The following is a 19,255-nucleotide window of genomic DNA, read 5'->3' as shown; positions in this document are numbered from 1 at the left end:
CGGGCTACAATGTCACCCCGTACGGGAGCCTCCCCCACGAACCTTCCTTCCGCCCCATCACGAGTCCTCCGATGATTCGCACCACTTCGCTGTCTTGTTTGGCCTTGGTTCTTAGTTTTGTTTCGACGTTAAGCGGACAAGACGCAGCGGCGACGAAGCAGGCCGACCGCACGCCACCGCCGGTGATCGCCGAGATCGACGCGGCGATGCAAACCTTTGTCGACCAAGGAACCCTCTCCGGCGCCGTCACCCTGGTCGGCCACCAAGGCAAAATCATTCATCTGGGGGCGGTCGGATTGGCGGACATCGAAAAGCAAAAAGAGATGCGACCGTTCACGATGTTTTCGATCGCTTCGATGACCAAGCCGATCGTCGCGACCGCGGTGATGATCTTGCAAGATGAAGGCAAGTTGAACGTCGATGACAAGGTCAGCAACTACATCCCGGCGTTCAAGGATGTCAAGCTGAAGGATGGATCCGCCCCCGAACGTGAAATCACGATCAAAGATGCCATCACGCACACCTCCGGGCTGGCCGGCGACCAAGTGTTTCAACAATCACTCGAGGAGGCTGTCAACGAACTGGCCGAGCGACCGCTGGCGTTCCAGCCGGGCACCAAGTGGCAGTACAGCCCGGGGCTGAACGTGGCCGGCCGAATCATCGAAATCGTCTCGGGGCAACCGCTGCAAGAATTCCTTCAAGAGCGGATCTTCGGCCCCTGCCAGATGACGTCCACGACGTTCTTTCCCGATCAAAAACAACAGCGGCGGATCGCAACGTTGTACGGTCCGAGTGAGGATGGCAAATCGCTGGTGGCGGTCGGCAACCGCATCTCCGATCCGGCCGACGTGACGGCGCCCAATCCGTCGGGCGGACTGTTCGCCACCGCGCGTGACATGTTTCGGTTCTATCAAATGGTGCTCAATCAAGGCAAACTTCGCAAACAGCGAATCGTCTCGGCCGATGCGGTCGCCCAAATGACCTCACCGCAAACCGGTGATTTGGAAACCGGGTTCACCCCCGGCAACTGCTGGGGATTGGGGTGGTGCATCGTGCGTCAACCTCAGGGCGTGACCGAAATGTTGTCGCCGGGCACGTTTGGACACGGCGGCGCGTTCGGAACGCAAGGTTGGGTCGACCCGAAGACGGAAACGATTTACGTGCTGATGATCCAGCGGACCAAAATGGGCAACAGCGACGGATCCGACGTCCGAAAGGCATTTCAACAAGCCGCCAGCAACGCGGTGCAGTGATCCGATTCACTGGTCTCGTCGTAATGATGCCAGCCCGACGCGTTAGCGAGGGGCGCAGGTTAGCCCCTCGCTAACGCGTCGGGCTGGCATCTAAATCTTTTTATCGGATCATCAATGAATGGAACATGCTCAGCGGCTTCCGCTACCGCTGCAACGGCTCTCGTTCACTTCGCCGTTAACTGAAAACAAATCGCTTGGCGGTCGTTGCGGACCAACACGTAGCGGCCCGCCACGGTGGGGATGTTCCAGGTCTTTGAATCGAGCGCCGGGATCCGCAGCAGTTCGTGATAGTCCTCGATCGACGCATCGACAAACACGACCTCTCCCGCTTCGTCCTGGACGACCAAGACATCCTCGACCAGGACGACCTGGCCTTGGCCGGCCCGCCACCGCCGCGGCTGCGTCCAATACGAGGTCGCATCGTTCAAGTTGACCGCTTGCAGTGATCCGTTGCTGATCCCATAACCGACGTCGCCGTCGACACAGGTGTGGTTGAACTTGGTTTTCAAGACGCGATTGCTGCGCCACACATCGGTGGCCGCCCAGTTGTCGCCCTGTTTGGCCACGCGGACGAGCGCGCTGCCGCCGCCGTATCCCTTGCCCACCAGCAACCGGTCCGCACCGACGGGCACGGCCGAGGAACAGGTCGCCCCGGTGTTGGTCGAACCGGGCCACTGAAACGTCCACAACACCACGCCGTCTTCGATCCGATGTCCGCTGGCGGTTTTCTCGTTGACCGAGACGATTTGGCGTTGGCCATCGAGTGTCACCAAAACGGGCGACGCGTAACTGAGTTGGTCGTCACCGGCAGTCCACACCAGATCTCCGGATTGAGCATCGAGCGCGACCAGCGAGCGAACCGGTTTTTCACCGACGGGTCCACCCAGCGGCAGCACACACAATCCGTCGACCAGCAACGGCGAACAGGCATAGCCCCAGGGTGCCGCCACTTCGAACGCGACCTGATCCCAACCGGCCAGTTCCAGCAAGTCGCGGCTCCAATGCACCGCCCCGGTCGCTTGATCAACACACCATAAAAAACCGGTCGCCGTCGTGGCGTACACTCGGTCGCCGTCGATGGTCGGTGTGGAACGTGGGCCGACGCCACCGAGCGGGTTTTGATGCAACCCTTGGTGTTGTTGCATCCAAATCAGTTCGCCATCGGAAAGCCGATAACAGGTCAGACATTCTTGGTCGTCCCGCTGTTCCAGCGTGATCGCATGGTCTCCGGCAACCGCAAAGGACGACCATCCGTCACCGATTCCGTGGTCCCAGACCACATGGACCTGATCGGCAGAGGTCGGTTTGGCAAACGAGCGTTGGGGATAAACGCCGTTTCGGTTGGGGCCGAGAAACTGGGGCGAGGAGACGAGCGAGTCTGCTGCATCGGTCGACTCGTCGGTTCCGGTTGCGTCCGGTGCGGTCGTTTCAGCCGTGGCAGAATCCTCGGTGGTTTCGACCGTCTGTGGTGTGACCGATTTTAGCTCGTGGACCGTCTCGCTCGCGAATCGCCAGCGAAACTGCGGTAACATTTCGCCGCTGAATCCATCGAATTGAAACGCGGCCCCGAATGACACAGCCGCGACCAACATCGCCGCCGGGACGCCCCAGGGATGACCGGACCATCGCATCAATCGGTGCAAACAAAACAGCACGTACAGCGTGGCGATCGACAGCGCTCCCAACCCGATCAGGTTGGCGTTCTGGTGATCAAACGACGGCGCGAAATACTGGGCGATCGCCGTGATCAAGATGGCCAGGGCCAGCGCGATCGCAGCACCGATCAATCGTGGTGGTTCGCCCGGGGGATGAGTCTTTCCGGACGGGGCCTGATTCGACTGCGACATTCCGTCATTTCTCCAAAATCCAATTCGGCCAATGCGTTCTCGGTCGTGGGTTCCGCCACCGGTCACACCTGGGTTAACATACGCGACGACAAAAATGCCGTCCCTTCCCCGATCTTGTTTTATCGATGATGCAGCATGCTTACGAGACCGCTCGACGGCTGCGGGAGAACATGGAAACGGTCATTTTGGGGAAATCCGAGGCGGTTCGTTCGATCGTTCTGACCTTGCTGGCCGGTGAGCATCTGCTGTTGGAAGACGTCCCCGGTGTCGGCAAAACGCTCGCCGCCAAGGCCCTGGCGGGCAGCATCGACACCGAATTCAGCCGGATTCAGTTCACCCCCGATCTGCTGCCCAGCGACATCACCGGCAGCTCGATCTATCGCAGCGACACCCGTGAGTTTCAATTCACGCGGGGGCCGATTTTTTCCAACGTCGTGCTGGCCGATGAAATCAATCGCGCCCCGCCGCGGACGCAATCGGCGTTGTTGGAAGCGATGAGCGACGGTCAGGTGTCCGCCGACGGAACCACGTACCCCCTGCCCAAGCCGTTCATCGTCGTCGCGACCCAAAACCCGTTCGAATTCGAAGGCACGTACATTTTGCCGGAAAGTCAAATGGACCGGTTTCTGATGCGGACCAGCATCGGTTATCCCGAACGGGCCAGTGAACGCTTGGTGCTGCAGTCGCATCGATCCGGTGAACCGGTCGATTCGATCCAAAGCGTGGTGACGGCCGAGGACGTCGTCTCCGCCCAGGCCGCGGTCCGCAATGTCCGCGTCGACGAATCATTGCAAGACTACTTGCTGGAGATCGTCGCCCTGACACGGGCGACCGAGGTGTTTCGATTAGGCGTCAGCACCCGCGCGGCGCTCAGTTTTTATCGCGGTTGCCAGGCCCGGGCGGTGACCGAGCAGCGTGACTTTGTGACACCCGACGACGTGAAATCGTTGGCCGTCACGACGCTGTCCCACCGAGTCCTGGTCGACGACTTCTCCGGAAACAGCAGCCGTGATACCGTCGAAGAACTGATGGCGGAACTGCTGCGCAGTGTCCCTGTACCCGTTTGAGTTTCTGTGCCCGTTTGAATTCGACTGTTCCCAACTCGTTCCGCCGGCCGGAACCATAGACCACACGATGACTGATTCACCCAGCCAACCCCACGCGATCCGCTTCGGCGTCATCGGCACCGGACGCATCACCCGTCGACTGGTCGCCGATCTGCAGTCGACCGATGGTGTGTCGGTCACGGCGATCGCAAGTCGTTCTCAAGAGCGCGCCGATTGGTTCGCCTCGCAGTACGGCATCCCGGCGGGGATCGAAGGCTACGAACGATTGCTGGCTCGGCGGGACGTCGACGCGGTCTACTTATCGCTGCCACCTTCCATGCACGCCGAGTGGTGTGTGCGAGCGGCGGAGGCGGGAAAACAGATCCTGTGCGAAAAACCCCTGGCCACTTCCGCCGAGCAAGCCCGAAGCATCGCCGACGCCTGTGACCGCTGCGGCGTGCGCTGGTTGGACGCGACCGGTTGGTTGCATCACAAACGCACCAAGGAGATGCGGGCGCTGGCCGTCGACGGCCGATTGGGACGCGTCGGCCACATCTCGGTTTCCGTTTCGTTTTATCGACCGTTCCAGTCCGGTGAACATCGCTTGGACCCGAACCTGGGCGGCGGGTGTCTGTTGGACCTGGGTTGGTACACCACCGGGTTGGCCTGTCATTTCGCAGGCCGACTGCCCATCCGTGTCTTTGCCGATTCGATTCAAGAAAACGGCGTTCCCATTCGCTGCAACGGCATGCTGTGGTTCGGTGAGGATCTGACGGCCAGTTTCTCGTGCGGCTACGATACCGCGACACGAAAATGGTTCGAAGTTGCCGGCAGCGACGCGTCGATCATCTGTGACGACTTCACCCGCCCCTGGGCGGAACGGCCGACGCGGTATTGGATCCATGATGCCAGCGGCAACGTCGAAGCGAATGAATCCACCGATCGCCAGGAACAACGTCTGATCGAAACGCTGGTCGGCGACCAACCGCTCGACTCTTGGAACACGTTGGCGCTGCAAACCCAAGCCGTCTTGGACGCCTTGGCCGATTCGGATCGTCAAAAGCAACCGGTTGCCGTTCCGCCGCTCGATTCTTCTCTTCCGCTCCACCGCTCCCACACAGCCTAGTGGTTTTCACATGCGAGTCGTCGTCGCGATCATCCAGCCGACCAAGCTATCCACCGTCCGTGACGCGCTGCGCGAACTGCAAGTCGATGACATCACGATCTGTGATGCGATGGGGTACGGCCGCCAACACGGACAATCGGCACTGTTTCGTGGCAACGAATACAAAGTCGACCTGTTGCGCAAAGTGGTCGTCGAAGTGCTCGTGCACGAAGACGAGTTGCAACCGGTCATCGACTGCATCTGTCGGCATGCCTTGACCGGATCGGCCGGTCAAATCGGCGACGGAAAGATCTTCGTCCTGCCCGTCGCCGACGTCATCGACATCGCCGACCCGAGACGCTGACGCCGGGTACGGGTGCCTCCGTACGACGTCCTTTCTAGGTCGTCGCGCGGAGCCCCACGGGCGACGGCCCGGAAGGGACCGTCGTACCGAAGCTGCGGTGCCCCCCCAACCGCATCGCGTCCGATTTTGCGGGCCCCGGAGGACTCTCGTCAAGTCGATGGCGGATTGTGGCGATGACACTTCAATTGACCCCGCCATGTCTCCTGTGCTATTTCCAACCCTGCCAATTTCCCTCTTGGATATGGAATCTCAAGGATGACTGCCATTCGACCCTTCGGCCTGTTCGTTTCGCTGGTCTTGGTTGCCATTTGTACCCCAGGCGAGACGCGTGCTCAGGTCAACCAGCAACGTGGTGCAACCTTCGGTGGGATCGCCGGAGCGATCGCCGGGGGGCTGATCGGGGACCACAATAACGAAGCCGGTGCGGGAGCCGCCATCGGTGGCGTTGTCGGTGCGGTCGCCGGAGGCATCCTCGGCAACGCGGCCGACAAAGAGGCGGCGATGGAGCAACAGCGGGCGGCGTATTATCAATCCCAACGCCAACACTATGCCGCCCAGCAACAGGCCGTGGCCCAGCAGTCGGCCGTCACGCTGCAAGACGTCATTTCGATGTCACGAAGCGGATTGAGCGACCAAGTGATCCTGAACCAGGTCCGCCAGCGCGGCTACCTGGGAAAGTTGGCCGTCGGAGACATCATCGCATTGCACCAGCAAGGCGTCAGCGAAAACGTGATCACGGCGCTCCAGTCCGCCGGCCCGCCGCAAGTGTCGGCGCCGCCCGCCGCTGCGACCCCCGCGCCGACGATCGTCGAGCAGCGGATCTACCGCCCGGCGCCGATCATCATCGAAAAACACACGCTGCCGTATTACCCGCCGCCGCACTACCGCCACGGCCGCCGACCGATGTTTCATTATTACCATCATTGATGGTGGCGCACACGTAGCGAGACATGCCAGGCGCGACGCGTGAGCGAGGGGCATTACCCGGCCCCTCGCTCACGCGTCGCGCCTGGCAAGTCAACCTTCCGACAGCCCCTGTCGCGATCTTAACCGCAGCACCATGGCGGCCGTGATGCCCATCACCAGTGTCGCGCTGAACAGAAAGTAGCCGATCACGAGCGGCCATTGGCCGGCGTTCACTTCGGGACTTTCCGGTGCGATCTCTTCATTCAACGGCAACGCGAACAGCGCCGAAAACGGACTCGCCACGCCGGTCCAATCGGCTCGGGCGATCACCGGAGCGGACATTTCCAATGTGCGTGCCAGCGTCGAAAAGGCCGGGGGAGCGACGTACAGCAGCAACAGCACGGCATAGGTCGTCAACAACGCGATCGAAGTCTTGCGTGAAAACAAGCTGCACGCCAAAGCGATCACACAGTTGACCAGGCAAACGGTCGCGATGATCAAAAACATGCCCAACACCGTCAGGCCGTTGGACCAGAACGAGGTGTTCAGCGCCGCGCCCAGAATCAATGGCCACATCAGAAACGAGGTCAGCACAAACGTGATGCGAAACCGCACCACGAATTTGCCCCACAGAATCTGGATCGGAGAAAGCGGCGTCGTCAGCAACAGGTCTAACGTTTGGCGTTCCCGCTCGCTGGTGATGCTGCTGGCCAGGAACGAGGGACCGACCAACATGTTGAAGACGATCACGTACACGCCGAACCACGGCGCATGACGCTGTTGAAAGAACAGGAACACGCCCATCATCGGGATCGCAAGCAGGATGCTGATCTGGATCACCAGACGCAACATCAGCGTTCCCTGACTAAAGATTTCGCTGTGCAATTCTTTGTCATAAACCGGGTTGGCCCCGTCGGCCATCATCTCGTCTTTCTTCGGCGGGGCGAACAAGCGATCGGGAAATTGATCCGGTTGGATGACCAACCCGACCGCCTCTTCGGCTTCGCGATCCAAATCGATCACCTCCTTCCCTTCGCTGCCCACGTCCGGCGGATAGAGCATGCGTCCGGCCGCGGCGGCCCCCATCAAAATCACGGCGGTCAACCCGAACGCAGGGAACACGATGGCGGAGATTTTCAGTCGCAAGTCGCCTTCACTGGCCATCGACGCCCAAAACAAGCAGGCACCGATCACCAACGGCAATATCGCCAGATAGCTGACCACCAGCGCGCTGCTGGTCCGTGGGAAATAGCTGCTGGCCATCACCCCGATCGCGCCGAACAGGATCACCGAGATGATCAACCCCAAGTAGGCCGCCAACACTTCATAGACACTCACCCCGCCCAGCGGCAGACACAACACGATGATCGGCAGCGAACCGATGATCAGCATGCCGATGTGGGTCAGCGAGGCGACGACTTTGCCGATGATGATCGCGCCGGGCCGAAGCGGGCTGGCCAGCAGCATCTCATAGGTCTTGCGCTCTTTTTCTCCCGCGATCGTGCCCGCCGCAAAACTGGGGGCCATCAGCGAGGCGATCACGTACTGTCCGAGGAAGAACAGATTGACCAGCTTGGTCGCCGACGGCGGATTCGTCGTCAAATCCAAACGCTGGTCCGACGGCCAAGCGGCGACGACCACCGTTGCCAACAGAAGCTGGTAAACGGCCAACAAAACGAACGCACGCTTGGTTCGCAGATTGACCAACAACTCTCGTTGAAGCACCGGGTTTTCGAAAACGTACATCGATCAAAAGATTTCCGTATCACGGGACGTATCGACAAGTCGATGGGGCAAGTGGGACCGTAGCGGAACTCGCCAAGAGTTTCGCTTTCCGGCGACGCCGCCGCCGGGAACGACGGTCGCCGTCCTCTCTGAGGTCGGCGCGGGGCAAAGCTTCGCTTTGTCGCCGAGTTCGGAGAACACGGCGACCCTCCAAACGCATCGTCAAGTACGCAAACTGAGTTGCGGTAGACGTAGACGACGAGCAGCCTCTCCCACACAGCGTGACATTCTACGCGATCGGCGTCTTGCTGTTTTCGCCGGCTTGCTCGATCACGTATTTGGGGACGGCATAGCCGGGCAGCGACCCGCGCATCTGCCGCAGGATCTGTTTGCCCCGCTGGATGTCCACCCAAAAGTGGCTGGCACCGCGGACGCGATCGAGTTGATGCAGATAGTAGGGCAGCACGCCCGAATCAACCAATTTCAGCGACAGCTCGGTCAGCGCCTCGGCGGAGTCGTTCACTCCGGCCAACAAAACGGCCTGGTTCAACACCGACATTCCCGCTCGCCTCATCCGCTCAAACGCCGCGACGACGTGCTGATCGATCTCCTGGGCGTGATTGCTATGCACGACCACCCAGACGGCCAACCGCGACCGATCGAGTCGTTCGGCAAGTTCCGCGGTGACGCGTTGGGGAATCGCGATCGGCAGCCGGGTGTGAATCCGCAGTCGGCGGACGTGTTCGATCGCTTCGATCCGGCCGATCAAGTCCGACAGAACACCGTCGGTCAACGTCAGCGGGTCGCCACCGCTGAGCAGGACTTCGTGGATCTCCTCGTGGTCCTGGATGTAACGCAGCGCCGGCGCCCACGACAGAGTCCGCGATCCGCTTTCGGAATACGGAAATTCGCGTCGAAAACAGTAGCGACAATGCACCGCACAGGCCCCGTGGGTGACGATCAATGCACGCCCGTCGTACTTGTGCAACAACCCGCCGCCACGCTGGGCTTGCAAATCGCCGACGGGATCGGAGACAAATCCGGGGCGATCGGTCAGTTCCTCGGACGTGGTCAGCACCTGACGCAGGATCGGATCCTCGGAATCGCCGGGGGTGATCCGCGACGCAAGTTCGAGGGGCACAAAGGTCGCAAACGCCTCCGCCTGGTCCGCCCGCGGGTCCGGGTCCAATCCCAGCCACTGGCGCAACTGGGCCTGGGAACGGATCGCTCGCTTCATCGCCGTCTGCCAACCGACTGGGCCGTTGGGGGTGGAGAAACGGGCACCGTTTCTCCGCGGCGGTGCGGTCGACGAGCAATCAGGGGGCGACATGAATTCGGTCCGAAGGCGGTTTCTTGCGGGATGAGGGAAAACTAGCGTCTACCCGGTCGGGACAAAACCGCCCGCCCCCGGTAAACTCTCGCCCCGTTGGGAGTCGTAGAAACTCCTCTCGACCCCCCAAAAGTCTGTATCACGGAGCCGGACAAACCGATGGCAACTTACAACACCAGCGATTTCCGAAAAGGGCTGAAAGTCCAAATCGATGGAGAACCTTACCTGATGACGGACATGCAGTTCGTCAAGCCGGGGAAAGGAAACGCTCTCTACAAATGCAAACTGAAGAATTTGATTCGGGGAACCACGCTGGACCGAACCTACAAGGGTGGCGATTCACTGGAAGCCGCAGACGTTCAAACGACCGACGTCTCGTTCCTGTATCGCCAAGGCGAAGATTACGTGTTCATGCACCAGGAAACCTTCGAGCAGTACGAAGTGCCTGACAAGGTCGCCGGAGACATCTGGAAGTACCTCAAAGACGGCATGGTCTGCACGATGACCACGTACAACTCCAACCCGATCATCGTCGAACCGCCCACGATGGTCGAACTGGAAGTGACCGACTGTGCCCCCGGTGCCAAAGGTGACACGGCGACCAACGTCACCAAACCGGCCACAGTCGAAACCGGAGCGGAATTCATCGTCCCCGGATTTATCAAGACCGGCAACGTGATCAAAGTCGACACGCGGACGGGCGAGTACAGCGAACGCGTCAGCAACTAGGCTCTCTCCATGGTCAACCCTCTCCTACTGCCAGAACTTCGAGAGATGTTGGCCGAAAACAATACGGCCGAACTGGTCGAATTCTGCACGGCCCTCAATCCCGGGCGAACCGCGGAGTTCATGGAGGGGTTGGACGATGTCGATCTGTGGTCGGTGCTGCAGTACGCCGACCTGGATCGACGCGCGGAGATTTTTTCGTATTTCGAGGACCAGCGGCAAGTCGAATTGCTGCGGACCCAGGAACCGCGCGAAGTCGCCGCGCTGGTGGACCGGATCGCGTCGGACGATCGAGTCGACTTGATCCAGCAACTGCCGCCGGCGCGGGTCCAGTCGATCCTGCCGCTGTTGCCGGTCGAGGACCGCCGCGACATCTTGCGTCTGTGTTCCTACGAAGAAGGGACCGCGGGCGCGTTGATGACGTCCGAGGTCGCGATGCTGGCCGAATCGCTGACAGTGTCCGACGCGTTGGAGGCACTGGGCAAACAAGCCAGCGAATTGGAAACGATCTACTACCTGTACGTCGTCGACCATGACAACCTGCTGCGGGGCATCGTTTCGACGCGGCAACTCGTGTCATCCCTTTCTCGGCCGCATCGGACGCTGGGCGAGATGATGGAGACCGATGTGATCGTCGCCGAAGTGGACGAGGACCAGGAATCGGTCGCCGAAAAGGTCGAACGGTTCAACTTGCTGGCTATCCCGGTCGTCGACTCGGGCCGTCAGTTGCTGGGCATCATCACGCACGACGACGTGATCGACGTCGTCCGCGAAGAATTGACCGAAGACGCCCACCGGATCGCGGCGGTCGAACCGCTGGAAGAAGATTACCTGCGGATCGGGCTGTTGAACCTGTCCTGGAAACGCGGGATCTGGCTGATCATCCTGTTCTTCGCCGCGTTGCTGACCGCGTTCGCCCTGGAGCATTATCACGCCGAGCTGCAAGATTACATCTGGCTGGTCTCGTTCATCCCGTTGATCATCAGCGCCGGCGGCAATTCGGGCAGCCAATCGGCGACGCTGGTGATCACCGCGCTGACCAGCGGCCACCTGGAACTGGGCGACTGGCGCACCGTGATCCGCCGCGAGGTCGTCGTGTCCTGCGTGCTGGGCGTCTTTCTTTCGACGATCGGATACTCCGTCGCCATCTTCATGGCTCCCACGCCGTTCGCCGCGCTGGTGATCCCGATGACGTTGCTGGCGGTGATCATCGTCGGCTGTTTCTTCGGTGCCGCATTGCCGCTGATCTTCCAAAAACTCGGGCTCGACCCGGCCATGATGAGCAACCCCTTCGTCGCCGGCATCGTCGACATTCTGGGCATCGTGATCTACATCAACATCGCCCGCGTCATGCTCTAGCGCTTTGGTAACTCCTCGTTTTTAGGTAGCGGAACTCGCCAAGAGTTTCGCCTCCGCGGCGGCTGCGCGGCCGAAAGCCTTCGCGGCTTCCGCTACCCCGAAGCGCGGCCCCGCAACACCCGACCCGCCCGAAGCGCGCCTCGCCGCACACCAATTCTCAACCGCAGTTGCCGGCGGTAAACTTCCGGGGACTCAATTCTTCCCTCCAACCGCGACCACAACAGCCATGACGGATTATCGAACCGAACACGACTCGATGGGCGACGTTCAGGTACCGGCCGACGCCTACTATGGCGCCCAGACGCAGCGCGCCGTCGAAAACTTTCCGATCAGTGGGTGGCGGTTGCCGCAAACGATGATCAGCGCCATGGGCATGGTCAAACACGCCTGCGGCGTCGCCAACCGCGACCTGGGGAAATTGACCGGCAGCGGCAAAAACCCGCTGACCGACTCGCAAGTCGACGCGATGCTGGCCGCCGCGGAAGAGGTGATCGAAGGCAAGCTGGCGGGAGAATTCCCGATCGACGTCTTCCAGACCGGAAGCGGCACCAGCAGCAACATGAACGTCAACGAGGTGATCAGCAACCGCGCGATCGAGATCGCCGGCGGCGATCGGATGGCGTTGGAAAAGCCGATCCACCCCAACGATCACGTCAACATGGGGCAAAGCACCAACGACACGTTCCCGACGGCCATCCATGTCGCCACCGCCGTCCAGATCCAAACCGCATTGATCCCGGCGCTCGAGTCGCTGCACGCGGCGTTGGTCGTCAAAGCCAAGGCCTGGGACAAGGTCATGAAAATCGGCCGGACCCACCTGATGGACGCCACGCCACTGCGTCTGGGCCAAGAGTTCGGCGGGTTTGCGCGACAAGTGGAACTGTCGATCACCCGTGCCAAGGTCGCCCGTGATGCCGTGCTCGAATTGCCCGTCGGCGGGACCGCGGTCGGCAGCGGCATCAACACGCACCCCGAATTCGGTGCCCGCGTTGCCGCCGCACTCAGCGGGCGAACCGGCCTCGCCTTCATCGACGCGGTCAATCATTTCGAAGCCAACGCCCAACGCGACGCCCTGGTCCAGTCGCACGGGGAGCTGAAATGCATCGCGCAAACCTTGTTCAACCTGGCCAACAACATTCGCTGGTTGGGTAGCGGCCCGCGCTGCGGGTTTTACGAAGTGCAATTGCCGTCGCGACAACCGGGCAGCTCGATCATGCCCGGCAAAGTCAACCCGGTGATGTGCGAGTCGATGATGCAGCTGGCCGCTCGGGTGATCGGCAACGACGGCACGATGACGATCAGCGGTGCCGCCGGCGGCAATTTCCAGCTGAACATCATGATGCCGGTGATGGCTCACACCATTCTGGAATCGATCGCGCTGCTGGCCAGCGGCTCCAGCGCCTTTGTCGAATTCTGTGTCGAAGAGATGGAAGCGAACGAGGAATCGTGCAACGCGGCGGTCGAGCAAAGTCTGTCGATGTGCACCAGTTTGAACCCGTTGATCGGCTACGAACAGGCCGCGAAACTGGCCAAAGAAGCGTTCGCAAGCGGCCAGACCATCCGCGAACTCTGCCTGGAGAAAGGCATCTTGGACGAAGACGTCCTGACCGATGCACTCGACCCCTGGAAGATGACCGAGCCCCAGGGCTGATGCGGAGATGGTTGGTGTTCAGGCTTTTGCCGCACACGGTCGCTGCTAGGGACGTCGACTTTATAAGTGACGGATTTGTTCGTAGCGGAAATCGCCAAGACTTTCGTGTTTCGCGAGGCGAAAGCGACTCTGCTAGGGCGAGCCCTCTCTGGCGTTTGCTCGCTGGCATTTGCGTGCTGTGCACACGCCGTCTCTCCCAGAGGGAGAGAATTTAGATGTGGACCGAAGTTGCACCAATACAATCGACATCCGTCGCAGCGATAGAAATCGCCTAAAGGCTAAACCAACCTGTCATTCGTGCTTCGCCCCTTCGGTGCGACCGCGCCATGCGATTTGACGGCCGGCGAGGTGATTGGCAAGTGCGATCCACTGCAATAACACGAACACTGTCGTCGCAGGCACATGACACAACGCACCCAATAACGATTGTCGCAACCGCACGACCGCAACCAATCGCGGCAAATGGGCCAGCAAAATCGCGACACCCGAAATCGCGATCGCGACCGAATGTTTCTCCGCGATCGCCAGCACCAGCGCGAGCAGCGGTAACGCACTCGCCCCCAACAGCAACACGCTGAACACGACGATCAGTCTCGGAGCGGCGATGCCTTCGGTCGCGTTCTTCAGCGCGCCGCGAATCACTTCCGCCGCCCCCCGATACATCCGGCACTCGGCCAAATCGGTTCCGTCAACGACGTCGGTCTTGATGCCCGACGCTCGATACGCCCGCGGCAGCTTGACACCGTCGTGTCGCGACTGCTTGATCGATTCGTGCGTGCCGGCTTTCTCATAGGCCTGACGTGAGGTCAGGAACAACTGACCGCATCCGGCCGCCAAACTCGCGTCCGGTTGATCACGCATGCGAGAAAACGGCAAGTAGCACAACAGGATGAAATGCATCATCGGTATCAGCCATTTTTCGAGCCATGTCCCGGTGATTTGGTGGGGAAACGCACTCAGAAGCCCGACCCCAGTTTCATCCTGATACAAAATCAATTGATACAACGCGTGAGGCGTCAGTCGCACATCGGCATCCAGGAACACCAACCGATCGTACGTGGCGGCTGCGGCGAGCTGCCAGCACGCGTGTTGCTTGCCATTCCAGCCAGATGGCAAGGGGCGTCCGTGAATCAGACGCACGCGTTGGTCGGCTTGCCCCAGTTCGGCGACAATCTCCGCGGTGGAATCCGACGAGTCGTCATCCAGCACGATCACTTCGACAGTCACCTTCTCGCTCGCAAGCGCCGCTTCAATGCATCGCCCGATGGCGGATGCTTCATCGCGGGCTGGGATCAAAACCGAGACGCCAGGCTCTGGAGGGGCATCGTCAGACGGGGATCGGCTAACACCTAGAGCCCAACGACGGTCACTCGGACGGAGACATTGAAACAGCGGCAAGTTGACCAGAAATAGAGCAGCCGGCAATGCCGTCAACGCCAATGCGGCGATCGCAATGAACAGGGTCATTGGAACTGGCCCCCGTGGCTGGCCTGAAACTTCTTTCCCGTCAACATCGCTTTGACGCGTCGGCACGAATCGTACACCAAGCCGCCACCGCGGGTACCGCTAAGTAGGTTGTCGAACGGTTCGCTGGAGCGTGAGATCGTCAACTGGGACAGGTGCGTTTGTGCGTCTCTCAGTCCGCCGGCCAAGTGCTTGGCCCAGTCCGGCTTGGACCAATCCGGGTGGTCCGCCGTCCGGATCGGTGTGCCCAGCGAGATCAGGCAGACCGGTAACCGCTCGTCCCAAAACGCGTATTCCAGCGCCAACGGCAGCGCGATCGCATCGTCGGTTCGCTTGCACAGGTGCGACAGTCCGGGCATCAATTCGGCACCGTGGTCACGGACATCGGCGAAGCGACCTTCCGGCGTCATCCAGATGGCCGAGTCGGGCTGATTTAGGATCGAGACACTCTTCTTCAAGAACGCCGCGGCGCCGGAGCCGCTGGAAAGTTTGACACCGTAGAACCCCAGCTTTTCAAAGACGCTGTATTGTTCCAGGGCATCGGCATCGATCGGCGCAAAGAAATGACGTTCGGGGAAAAGCGTCCGGTGCAAGAAGTGTGCGATCAACGGATCCCACCAGGAAGGATGATTCGCGTAGATGATCAACGGAATGTCCCGCGCGAAATCCGATGCCGGATGCGTCGCCCGATCGATGGCGATGCAGTGGAAGTGGCGTCGCAGGAAGGGCCGCAAGAAAGCGTGGAAACCGCCAAGAAACCAGGCGGCCGGCTTCTTGACCAACAGCGTGTCGTCGGTCGTTTCTCGCACAGAAGCCTTTGTCATACTTGGTCCTCGGGTAGTGGACGAGGCGACGAGTCCTTTCGGATTGCCAGCTGCCAGGACTCCTCGCGTCGTCCACTACCGCAGCCCCGTATCTCAAGGCGACGAGGACCAATTATAGTCCCGCGCAGCGGGTCTGGAAGGCCAGCCCCAATCCGCCGATCATTCTCTCTACGACACCAGCGGAGTCAGTTTGCCCCCACGAGCGTCCTGGTCCAGCGAGTCCGCAGCAATCCAACCGCTCATCATCACCATCGGCATGCCGGGCCCGGGGTGCGCCGCACCGCCGGCCAAGTACAACCCGCGGACGTCTTTGCGGCGGTTGCCGGGCTTGAACGCGCCGACGTACTTGCCGTGGCTGGCCAATCCATAAATCGCACCGTTGAGCACACGATAGCGGTTGTGGATGCCCTCGGGAGTCAACGAGGCTTCATGCACGATCGCATCGCGAATCCCCTTGGTCCCCGCGCACGATTCCATCTTGTCCAAAATCACCTCGCGATACTCTGGCAACATCCGTTTCCAATCATGGTGCGGGCGCAGGTAGGGCGTGTGAACCAGGATGTACAGCGCCTCACAACCCTCCGGTGCGACCTCGGGTTCGCTGATCGCCGGGGCGCACACGTAGGCTGTCGGGTCGGGGGCCGGTTCACCACGGTCATAGATGTATTCGAATTCCGTTTCGGGGTCTTTCGAAAACACAAAATTGTGGTGCAACAGTTGCTCGTAGCGTCGATTCAGCCCCAGGTATAACACGACGCCGCTGCAGGCCGGCGAGTAGTGGTTGCTCTTTTCAAATCGTCTCGACTGGGGCGTGTCCTGTAGCAATTCACGATACGTGCGGACAGCGTCGCAGTTGCTGACCACGGCGTCGCAGGGAAGGGTTTCACCGGAGGCCGTGATCACTCCGGTGACGCGGCTGCCGCTGGTTTGGATTCGCATCACATCCAACCCCGTGCGGACGTCCACGCCCAGTTCGACCGCCAGCTTGCAAAGTGCCTCGGGGACCGCTCGCGTTCCGCCGACGGGATACCAGATGCCTTCCTCGGTCTGCATGTGGGCGATGCTGCACAGCACGGCCGGCGACGCATAGGGCGACGAACCGACATACTGGGTGAAGTGGTCCATCATTTGGGCCACGCGGGCGTCGGGAACATGCGATCGGACGACCGACGCAACACTCTTTCCCATCCGCAGCGACATCACGTCCTTCAGCACCTTCAACGAAAACGCCCCGCCGACATCCATCGTGTCGGCCAGCCCGCCGATCGATCGCCAAAAGAAAAACCGGTCCGACACGCCGTGCAGGTGTTCGCTCAGCCCGATGAACTTTTCGTAGCCGTCCGCATTGACGTCACTGCCGGTGAATTCTCTCAGCCGCGCCTTCATCTCCGGTGTGCTGGAGACCAAATCCAAAACCGAATTCTCACCGACCGAGCCGCCTTTGCCATCGCTTTCAAAAAAGCACCGCCACTGAGGATCCAGCGGCAGGATCTCCAGGTAGTCTTCCAGCTTGCGATCCGCTTCGGCGAAAACGCGTTTCAAGACGCTGGGGACGGTCAAGATCGTCGGCCCCATGTCGAAACGATAACCGTCGGCGCAGTGCTGAGCGGCCTTTCCGCCCACCCAGTCATTCTTGTCCAACAATGTCACCTGGTGCCCGCGAGCGGCGAGCACACAGGCGCTCGACAGCCCCGCCAGACCGCTGCCGACGACGATGACGTTCAAAGGATTCGGATCGGCTGCAATCATCATGAATACTCTTGGAGGGGGCTTTTAGATGAAGTGTACCTGGGCAGGAAGCCTGCACGGTAGACCGCCCCGGCGGGATTGGCTTTTTGGGCCCCGTCCATCTTCCGCCAGACGCGCGAGATGACGCGACGACGCCCCCCAGCGCACGTTGGTGTTTAGCCTTTAGGCGACTCCCCCTCGCTGCGTTGCAGCGAGAGGCGACGGCCCGGAAGGGCCATCGTACGTGGAACAGCGACGCACCCGGGTGGACGTTGGTGTTTAACCTTCAGGCGACTCCCCGCTCGCTGCGTTGCAGCGAGGGGCGACGGCCCGGAAGGGCCATCGTACGTGGAACAGCGACTAAGTCTTTTTGACGCTGCGGACGATGCGACGCAAGCCGGCGAACCGTTTTTGGAATCCGGCGCCGTGCAACATTTGCAGCGCACCGTGCAACATCTCCTGATCCGAAGCGGCTCGGGGACGCAAATGCGGCGCGAGCGAGCCGCGTCGCCGGCTGATCACTTTGGCAGCCGTCATCGCCAGCAAGCCTTCCGGCCCGCGGGTCACTCCGAATCCGCTTTGCCCGCGTCCGCCGAAGGGCAATCGGGGGTCGGCGGTCGGTGCGATCAAATCATTGATCGTGACGGTCCCCACATCCAACCGCTCGGCCACGCCGGTCGCTTCGGCCGCCGGCCCGAACACGCTGGCAGCCAATCGATACGGACACGCGTTGACCAGATCGACCGCATGATCGATGTCGCGGGCACCCATCACGGACAGCACCGGCGCGAACACGTCTGCCGAGGCGATCGCATGGTCCGCCGTGACGCGATCGAGCAACAACGGGTACATCGCTCCCTGTTCCCGCAACTGCATCGGGTCGTAACGACCGAGACGATCGACGGCGCCGGCGGCAAGGGCTTGGGCGACCAAATCGGCCACCCCCCGACGAGCCGCCGGGTGGACGATCACCGGCGGCATCTCAGCCAACACCGTCGTCAACCGCTCAACGAGCACCTCATGATTCGCGGCTTGAACCAGCAATCTTCGGGGGCCGATACACGTCGCACTGGCGTTGAAGCTCAATCCGAACCGCAGGGCCGCAATCAAACGTTGTTCATCGGCACCGGGCAGCACGATCACCGCGTCGCATCCGCTCAATTCCATGATCGAAGCGGACAGCGTCGGCGCCGCAGATTCGAGCACCTTGCGCCCCGTCTCCGCCGCACCCGTCAAGACGATCAGATCCACGCCCTCGGAAATCGCGTTGACCGCGGCCGAGGTGTCCGAATCGAGCAAGACCAATTGGTCCGCGGGCACGCCACAGGCATGAAAACATTCGACCAGGATTTGCGAGGCCCGCTGGGCACCGAGGGCCGGTTTCAGTCGCACACGGTTTCCCGCTGCGATGGCCTGAGCCACCTGGACGCCCGGCAACAGAAGCGGATAGTTCCACGTCCCGAGAACCAGGACCGTTCCCAAGGGGACGCGATGGACGACCGAGTGGACGCCCAGCAGCCAAGCGGGGCGATTGGACATTCCCACCCGCCGTGGCGCGAGGATTTTAGCACCCCGCTTGCCCAAGAATTTCAGCGCCGCGCACAGCGGCAACAACTCGCTGGTGATCGTTTCGACCGGATCGGTTCGCTGCGGCGACGCACAGGCCTGGATCAGCTCGTCGGATCGATCGCAAAGTGCCCCGGCGATCGAACCGACGATGCGGCAGCGTTGTCTGGAAGAGAGTTGGTTCCACATGGACGCCACTGTAGCGGAAGTCGCCAAGACTTTCGTCACCCTGGCGTCCCGGACGAAACGCTTGACGGCATGTCGATATTCCCCGATGCCGGGGACCACTGCCAGCCCGACGCGTGAGCGAGGGGCAACGTTGCGCCCCTCGCTCACGCGTCGGGCTGGCATCTTTGCGCAC

The 19,255-nt window shown here is 61.0% G+C and carries 15 protein-coding genes; 8 read left to right on the top strand and 7 right to left on the bottom strand.

Features of this window, described 5'->3' with window-relative positions:
- Positions 1 to 71 precede the first annotated feature (71 nt).
- Positions 72 to 1,253 carry a serine hydrolase domain-containing protein gene (locus Mal15_RS10045; RefSeq protein WP_147867630.1) on the top strand — a complete coding sequence of 394 codons (1,182 nt, stop codon included), beginning with the start codon at positions 72 to 74 and terminating at the stop codon, positions 1,251 to 1,253.
- 164 nt (positions 1,254 to 1,417) lie between these two features.
- On the opposite strand, the gene Mal15_RS10040 is transcribed toward Mal15_RS10045, so the two are convergent.
- A complete protein-coding gene (locus tag Mal15_RS10040; RefSeq protein ID WP_147867629.1) occupies positions 1,418 to 3,100 on the bottom strand; it encodes an outer membrane protein assembly factor BamB family protein in 1,683 nt (560 codons plus the stop codon).
- A gap of 170 nt (positions 3,101 to 3,270) precedes the next feature.
- On the opposite strand from Mal15_RS10040, the gene Mal15_RS10035 reads away from it, so the two are divergent.
- From Mal15_RS10035 to Mal15_RS10020, 4 genes are all read left to right on the top strand, one after another.
- Complete coding sequence (locus Mal15_RS10035; RefSeq protein WP_147871940.1) at positions 3,271 to 4,167, top strand: AAA family ATPase; 897 nt, start codon at positions 3,271 to 3,273, stop codon at positions 4,165 to 4,167.
- A 67-nt stretch (positions 4,168 to 4,234) separates the two neighbouring features.
- Positions 4,235 to 5,272 (top strand): Gfo/Idh/MocA family protein, encoded by a 1,038-nt coding sequence (locus tag Mal15_RS10030; RefSeq protein WP_147867628.1) that lies wholly within the window; start codon positions 4,235 to 4,237, stop codon positions 5,270 to 5,272.
- Positions 5,273 to 5,282: 10 nt separating this feature from the next.
- Positions 5,283 to 5,615 carry a P-II family nitrogen regulator gene (locus tag Mal15_RS10025; RefSeq protein WP_147867627.1) on the top strand — a complete coding sequence of 111 codons (333 nt, stop codon included), beginning with the start codon at positions 5,283 to 5,285 and terminating at the stop codon, positions 5,613 to 5,615.
- A 255-nt stretch (positions 5,616 to 5,870) separates the two neighbouring features.
- A complete protein-coding gene (locus tag Mal15_RS10020; RefSeq protein ID WP_147867626.1) occupies positions 5,871 to 6,542 on the top strand; it encodes a glycine zipper domain-containing protein in 672 nt (223 codons plus the stop codon).
- A 90-nt stretch (positions 6,543 to 6,632) separates the two neighbouring features.
- On the opposite strand, the gene Mal15_RS10015 is transcribed toward Mal15_RS10020, so the two are convergent.
- Together Mal15_RS10015 and epmB are read right to left on the bottom strand one after the other, a co-directional pair.
- Positions 6,633 to 8,267 carry an ABC transporter permease subunit gene (locus Mal15_RS10015; protein WP_147867625.1) on the bottom strand — a complete coding sequence of 545 codons (1,635 nt, stop codon included), beginning with the start codon at positions 8,265 to 8,267 and terminating at the stop codon, positions 6,633 to 6,635.
- Positions 8,268 to 8,535: 268 nt separating this feature from the next.
- A complete protein-coding gene (gene epmB / locus Mal15_RS10010; protein WP_147867624.1) occupies positions 8,536 to 9,576 on the bottom strand; it encodes an EF-P beta-lysylation protein EpmB in 1,041 nt (346 codons plus the stop codon).
- A 159-nt stretch (positions 9,577 to 9,735) separates the two neighbouring features.
- Between epmB and efp the strand changes: the two genes are divergently transcribed.
- From efp to Mal15_RS09995, 3 genes are all read left to right on the top strand, one after another.
- The gene (efp, locus tag Mal15_RS10005; RefSeq protein ID WP_147867623.1) at positions 9,736 to 10,305 is read left to right on the top strand and encodes an elongation factor P; all 570 of its coding nucleotides are present in this window, start codon (positions 9,736 to 9,738) and stop codon (positions 10,303 to 10,305) included.
- Positions 10,306 to 10,314: 9 nt separating this feature from the next.
- The gene (gene mgtE, locus Mal15_RS10000; RefSeq protein ID WP_147867622.1) at positions 10,315 to 11,661 is read left to right on the top strand and encodes a magnesium transporter; all 1,347 of its coding nucleotides are present in this window, start codon (positions 10,315 to 10,317) and stop codon (positions 11,659 to 11,661) included.
- Positions 11,662 to 11,887: 226 nt separating this feature from the next.
- Entirely contained in the window at positions 11,888 to 13,312 is a 1,425-nt protein-coding gene (locus Mal15_RS09995; protein WP_147867621.1) for a class II fumarate hydratase, read from the top strand.
- A 291-nt stretch (positions 13,313 to 13,603) separates the two neighbouring features.
- Here Mal15_RS09995 and Mal15_RS09990 read toward each other — a convergent pair whose 3' ends face one another.
- The 4 genes from Mal15_RS09990 to Mal15_RS09975 form a co-directional block, all read right to left on the bottom strand.
- The gene (locus tag Mal15_RS09990) at positions 13,604 to 14,779 is read right to left on the bottom strand and encodes a glycosyltransferase (RefSeq protein ID WP_147867620.1); all 1,176 of its coding nucleotides are present in this window, start codon (positions 14,777 to 14,779) and stop codon (positions 13,604 to 13,606) included.
- Positions 14,776 to 15,600, bottom strand: coding sequence for a lysophospholipid acyltransferase family protein (locus Mal15_RS09985; RefSeq protein ID WP_147867619.1), 825 nt, complete (start codon positions 15,598 to 15,600; stop codon positions 14,776 to 14,778). The genes Mal15_RS09990 and Mal15_RS09985 overlap by 4 nt, the downstream gene beginning before the upstream one ends.
- Positions 15,601 to 15,768: 168 nt before the next feature.
- The gene (locus Mal15_RS09980) at positions 15,769 to 17,352 is read right to left on the bottom strand and encodes a phytoene desaturase family protein (RefSeq protein ID WP_147867618.1); all 1,584 of its coding nucleotides are present in this window, start codon (positions 17,350 to 17,352) and stop codon (positions 15,769 to 15,771) included.
- A gap of 336 nt (positions 17,353 to 17,688) precedes the next feature.
- Positions 17,689 to 19,122: an aldehyde dehydrogenase family protein gene (locus tag Mal15_RS09975; RefSeq protein ID WP_390623528.1), complete on the bottom strand. Its 1,434-nt coding sequence runs from the start codon at positions 19,120 to 19,122 to the stop codon at positions 17,689 to 17,691.
- Between the last annotated feature and the right edge of the window lie 133 nt (positions 19,123 to 19,255).

Origin of the sequence: Stieleria maiorica (genome assembly GCF_008035925.1) — a bacterium.
Taxonomy (GTDB): Bacteria; Planctomycetota; Planctomycetia; order Pirellulales; family Pirellulaceae; genus Stieleria; species Stieleria maiorica.
This window is presented reverse-complemented; position numbering and strand designations above follow the sequence as displayed.

Coding starts and splice junctions, on each gene's coding strand:
- Mal15_RS10020 (WP_147867626.1), top strand. CDS start 5,871: ATGACTGCCATTCGACCCTTCGGCCTGTTCGTTTCGCTGGTCTTGGTT.
- Mal15_RS09980 (WP_147867618.1), bottom strand. CDS start 17,352: ATGATGATTGCAGCCGATCCGAATCCTTTGAACGTCATCGTCGTCGGC.
- Mal15_RS09985 (WP_147867619.1), bottom strand. CDS start 15,600: ATGACAAAGGCTTCTGTGCGAGAAACGACCGACGACACGCTGTTGGTC.
- Mal15_RS09995 (WP_147867621.1), top strand. CDS start 11,888: ATGACGGATTATCGAACCGAACACGACTCGATGGGCGACGTTCAGGTA.
- Mal15_RS10040 (WP_147867629.1), bottom strand. CDS start 3,100: ATGTCGCAGTCGAATCAGGCCCCGTCCGGAAAGACTCATCCCCCGGGC.
- Mal15_RS10045 (WP_147867630.1), top strand. CDS start 72: ATGATTCGCACCACTTCGCTGTCTTGTTTGGCCTTGGTTCTTAGTTTT.
- epmB (WP_147867624.1), bottom strand. CDS start 9,576: ATGTCGCCCCCTGATTGCTCGTCGACCGCACCGCCGCGGAGAAACGGT.
- efp (WP_147867623.1), top strand. CDS start 9,736: ATGGCAACTTACAACACCAGCGATTTCCGAAAAGGGCTGAAAGTCCAA.
- Mal15_RS10035 (WP_147871940.1), top strand. CDS start 3,271: ATGGAAACGGTCATTTTGGGGAAATCCGAGGCGGTTCGTTCGATCGTT.
- Mal15_RS09990 (WP_147867620.1), bottom strand. CDS start 14,779: ATGACCCTGTTCATTGCGATCGCCGCATTGGCGTTGACGGCATTGCCG.
- mgtE (WP_147867622.1), top strand. CDS start 10,315: ATGGTCAACCCTCTCCTACTGCCAGAACTTCGAGAGATGTTGGCCGAA.
- Mal15_RS10030 (WP_147867628.1), top strand. CDS start 4,235: ATGACTGATTCACCCAGCCAACCCCACGCGATCCGCTTCGGCGTCATC.
- Mal15_RS10025 (WP_147867627.1), top strand. CDS start 5,283: ATGCGAGTCGTCGTCGCGATCATCCAGCCGACCAAGCTATCCACCGTC.
- Mal15_RS10015 (WP_147867625.1), bottom strand. CDS start 8,267: ATGTACGTTTTCGAAAACCCGGTGCTTCAACGAGAGTTGTTGGTCAAT.